Source organism: Rubrivivax albus (assembly GCF_004016515.1).
Lineage (GTDB): Bacteria > Pseudomonadota > Gammaproteobacteria > Burkholderiales > Burkholderiaceae_C > Rubrivivax > Rubrivivax albus.
Genome location: NZ_SACT01000028.1, coordinates 1 through 3,745 on the forward strand (window position 1 = coordinate 1; position 3,745 = coordinate 3,745).

Annotated in this window: 5 protein-coding genes; all 5 read left to right on the forward strand. The window is 59.5% G+C overall.

The genetic code is table 11. The features are described from left to right. Positions 1-341 precede the first annotated feature (341 nt). The 5 genes from ENE75_RS24545 (at position 342) to ENE75_RS25865 (ending at position 3,648) form a co-directional block, all read left to right on the forward strand. On the forward strand, positions 342-1,004 hold the full coding sequence (locus ENE75_RS24545) for a DUF3800 domain-containing protein (protein WP_128201736.1): 663 nt from the start codon (positions 342-344) through the stop codon (positions 1,002-1,004). Positions 1,005-1,298: 294 nt separating this feature from the next. Then, complete coding sequence (locus ENE75_RS24550) at positions 1,299-1,730, forward strand: hypothetical protein (protein WP_128201738.1); 432 nt, start codon at positions 1,299-1,301, stop codon at positions 1,728-1,730. A gap of 166 nt (positions 1,731-1,896) precedes the next feature. Further along, entirely contained in the window at positions 1,897-2,277 is a 381-nt protein-coding gene (locus ENE75_RS24555; protein WP_128201740.1) for a hypothetical protein, read from the forward strand. A gap of 450 nt (positions 2,278-2,727) precedes the next feature. After that, a complete protein-coding gene (locus tag ENE75_RS25665; protein ID WP_128201742.1) occupies positions 2,728-3,303 on the forward strand; it encodes an HNH endonuclease in 576 nt (191 codons plus the stop codon). 183 nt (positions 3,304-3,486) lie between these two features. Next, positions 3,487-3,648, forward strand: a complete 162-nt coding sequence (locus tag ENE75_RS25865; protein ID WP_375138510.1) for a DUF4304 domain-containing protein — start codon at positions 3,487-3,489, stop codon at positions 3,646-3,648. Positions 3,649-3,745: the final 97 nt, after the last annotated feature.

The following is a 3,745-nucleotide window of genomic DNA, read 5'->3' on the forward strand; positions in this document are numbered from 1 at the left end:
CGTTCTTCGAGGGTGAGATGGTTATACGACATGGTTGCAACCCCTTCTTGCCGGATGAGGAAGTGGCCAGTATTCCAGCTCACCCCCTTCTCGCTTCTGGTGTTGCACTTGATCTGACAATCCGCCCCTCACCGAAGACTCGTCTTGTGACCTCAAAGCGCTTCGGAGAACAGGCAATCCCACGCTTCACAGGGTCCCCGAACTTTCCCGTAAGTAGTCGTCCAGGCGTCGAGCGTCAGACTGTTGTCCGGGGACGGTTTCGTGGACAATCGAAGCCACTCGAAATGGCGTCAGGCTTGTAACCGTGACGCCTACATCACGTTAGGCGTCACAATTGCCGCATGCGCAGGTTCATCTTCGCTGATGAAGCCGGGGACTTTGACTTTTCCCGGAAGCAGAACGCGAGCAAGTATTTCATTGTCTGTGCCATCAAGACAGACTCGTGCGACATCGGACACGAGCTTCTGAAGCTTCGGCGTGACTTGCTCTGGGACGGAGTTCCGATTCCCGACTACTTTCATGCCACAGAGGACAAGCAGTTCGTCCGCGATCGCGTTTTCAAGGCGCTCAATGAGCATGACTTCGAGATCTACGCGCAGGTCCTTGAGAAGTCAAAGGCGCAGCCTCAGATCAGAACGACGCGACACCGCTTCTACCAGTACGCTTGGTACTACCTGTTTAAGCACACCATGCCGCGCATCGTGCGCTCCTTGGAAGACCAACTGATGGTCACTACAGCGTCAATCGGCGTCAAGAAGGGACAGATTGACTTCTCGAACGCGGTACTTGACGTTCTGCGACAGACTCAGCGGATCGACTCAGGAAGCTGGCGCACGACGTTCTGCTCGTCGGCCTCGGATCCGTGCCTGCAGGCAGCGGACTACTGCACTTGGGCGATTCAACGAAAGTGGGAGCGCGGTGATAGCCGTTCGTACGAACTGATCAAGCACAAGATCAAGTACGAGTACGAACTTTGGAAACACGGCGCCAAGCACTACTACTGAGCGCAAGGTGGGTGCGGCCTCGTTACGTCAACTATCCACGAAGGAAGCGCCCCGGGGCTCTTGTCGTCGACCGGGACCGCACCACGGTCCCTATGCTGCCACAGTACCTTCCACAACCAGCGCTCGTTTTCCACAGGTTGCAAGTGACGCCTAACCCCTCGCTCAAGCGCCGACGCGCAACGGCACGGCACCTGGCCCGCGCGGCGCAGTGTGCATATCATGCGCCGCACGGGCCAGGCGCCGCGCCGCCGCGCGCGGCTTAGCTCGAACGTTAGGCCTCACACAACACCTCCCGTGGCCACAGCCGGCACTACAGCGCTCATCGTTGGCGCAACTTTCAGCGCACTTGCCGCCGTTGCACACCTCGGCTGCGTGGTGTTGGGGCCGCGCGCCTACCGCTTCATGGGCGCCGGCGAGAAGATGGCACGTGCGGTCGAAGCCGGGAAGTTGCAACCCACTCTGGTCACGCTTTTCATTGCGGCCGTCCTCGCGGTCTGGGCAGCATATGCCCTGGCAGGCGCAGGTGTCATCGCTCCGCTGCCACTCACAAGAATGGCGCTCCTCGCCATCACCGCTGTGTATCTTGGCCGTGCAGTGGCGTTTCCTCTTCTTCGCCCTGCATTCCCTGAGAATTCCACCAAGTTCTGGCTTGTCTCCTCTGGCATCTGTCTTGTCATAGCCCTTCTGCACGCGTTCGGTCTGGCTGCTCGTTGGGCCGAACTGTGAGGCCTAACACCTCGCTCAAGCGCGGACCCCCACCGGCAAGGCACCGCGCCCGCGAAGCGCTCATGGTCTATGCTGCGCCTCGCGGGCGCGGCGCCTTGCCGCCGGGGTCCGCTTAGCTCGAACGTTAGGCGTCCAAGGGGAGCCGTCTGAGCACCTGGGGAGAAGAATGACCGACATGCCAGCCACAGGCCCAAAGCAGCCGTCTTCAATACTTGGGCTGTCCACAGACGAACTTGCCGGCTTGTCTTCGGACGAACTGACGAATAACAGCGTGGCCATCAAGATGCTGCTGCACTACTACCGGCAGCTGCACGACGAGAATAGTGCTCTCAAGAACGACAACAACACGCTGAAGACCTACGTAGACGCATACGAGAGGAAGAAGAACAACTCTACGGTTGGCGCAGTCATGCTCGCAGTAAGTAATGTCAGTATCGGATTCGGCGTGAATCTGCTGACAAGTGGGACGTCGTGGCCTGGCGTTGCGTCACTGGTTTCAGGCATTGCTCTTGCTGTGGCCGGAATCGCGATCACTTTCCGCCGCTAGTCCCATGTCAAAGCGCCCGAGGTATCTATTCAATACGGCAGGTAGGTTTGTCGGCTTTGTCTTTGGCGACAATGTGTTTGATCCACGTTCCAAGTGGCTGGGCTTCCTAGTTAGAGGCAATGAACTCTATTCTCCCCAAGGCGAGTTTGTAGGTTACATACTGGAGGATGATCGTATCGTTCGGAATCGAAGCGAGATGCCTCGCATGCCGGTGGTTCCAAGGATGCCGCCTTTGCCCCCCCTTCCTCCGATGCCTCCTATGCCGAGGATGCCCAAGTTCCCGCTTCCACCTCCATATGAGGACGTGTACGCCTAACCCCTCGCTCAAGCGCCGACGCGCTCCGGCAGGCGGCGTAAGCCTGGTCCGCGGCCTATGAGGCATCATCGCGAACCAGGCTTACGCCGCCTGCCTCCGCGCGCGGCTTAGCTCGAACGTTAGGCCGCACAGCAATGCCACTTTCCGTCGAGTGTTCCTATCAAGGACGAACGATCAGTCTCGAAGAGGCTCTTAGGCTCAAGGCAGCCTGGCATCGGGGCCAACCGAAGCCTGCCTTCACGTGCGTGGAGTGCGGTCAACCTGTCACCCCGCATCAGAGCAGGAATGGCCATACGCCGCACATTGAACACAGGAAGCGGAATCCAAGTTGCAGCCTTAGCCATAGGAGCCGTGATCCTGCCGCCAGGTACGAGTACTTTTCTCCTGATGATGAGCGTGCCATCGAGGGATACAAGCTTGATCGGCAGACGTTTGTCTATGGCCGGAATGCAGAGCTCGCAGAGGCACGCAAGCGTCGAGACGGGTATAAATGCGTTGCGTGTGGCTTTCACTTGAAGGTCGGCGACAGATACGTGATCGAGTGTCACCATACAAGGCCACTGTCTCAGACCGGTGAGCGAGAAGTTGCCATTGGCGATCTTGTGTCGCTGTGTCCTACCTGCCACAGAATTGCCCACCTCCGCTCTGTGCCGTACTCGGTCGCAGAGATTGCTGCGCTACTGAAGCGCACCGCTGAGAGTGCGGCCTAACCCCTCGCTCAAGCGCCGACGCGCAACGGCACGGCACCTGGCCCGCGAGGCGCTTGCTGTGTATCCTGCGCCTCGCGGGCCAGGCGCCGCGCCGCTGCGCGCGGCTTAGCTCGAACGTTAGGCGTCATGAACACACCGACTCAGCCACGCCTCGAGTCTGCAATCTGAGCAGCCCTGGCACCGATACTCCGCGAGGAAGGCTTCGCAGGTTCGGGACGCCGCTTCTACAAGTGCACCGACCCTTGGATCCAGATCATCACCGTCCAAGGGTCAAGATACGGTGCTTCCTTCGCGGTGAACCTCGGACTCCACTTCGTAAGCGTCCGGCGAACCCATCTTGAGTAACGCGTCGGCGACGGCCACGATGGTGTCCACCAAGGAGGCGAGGTGGACACCAACGAAGACGCCAAGCGGCAGGTGCGGCGACGTCACGACCGGGAAC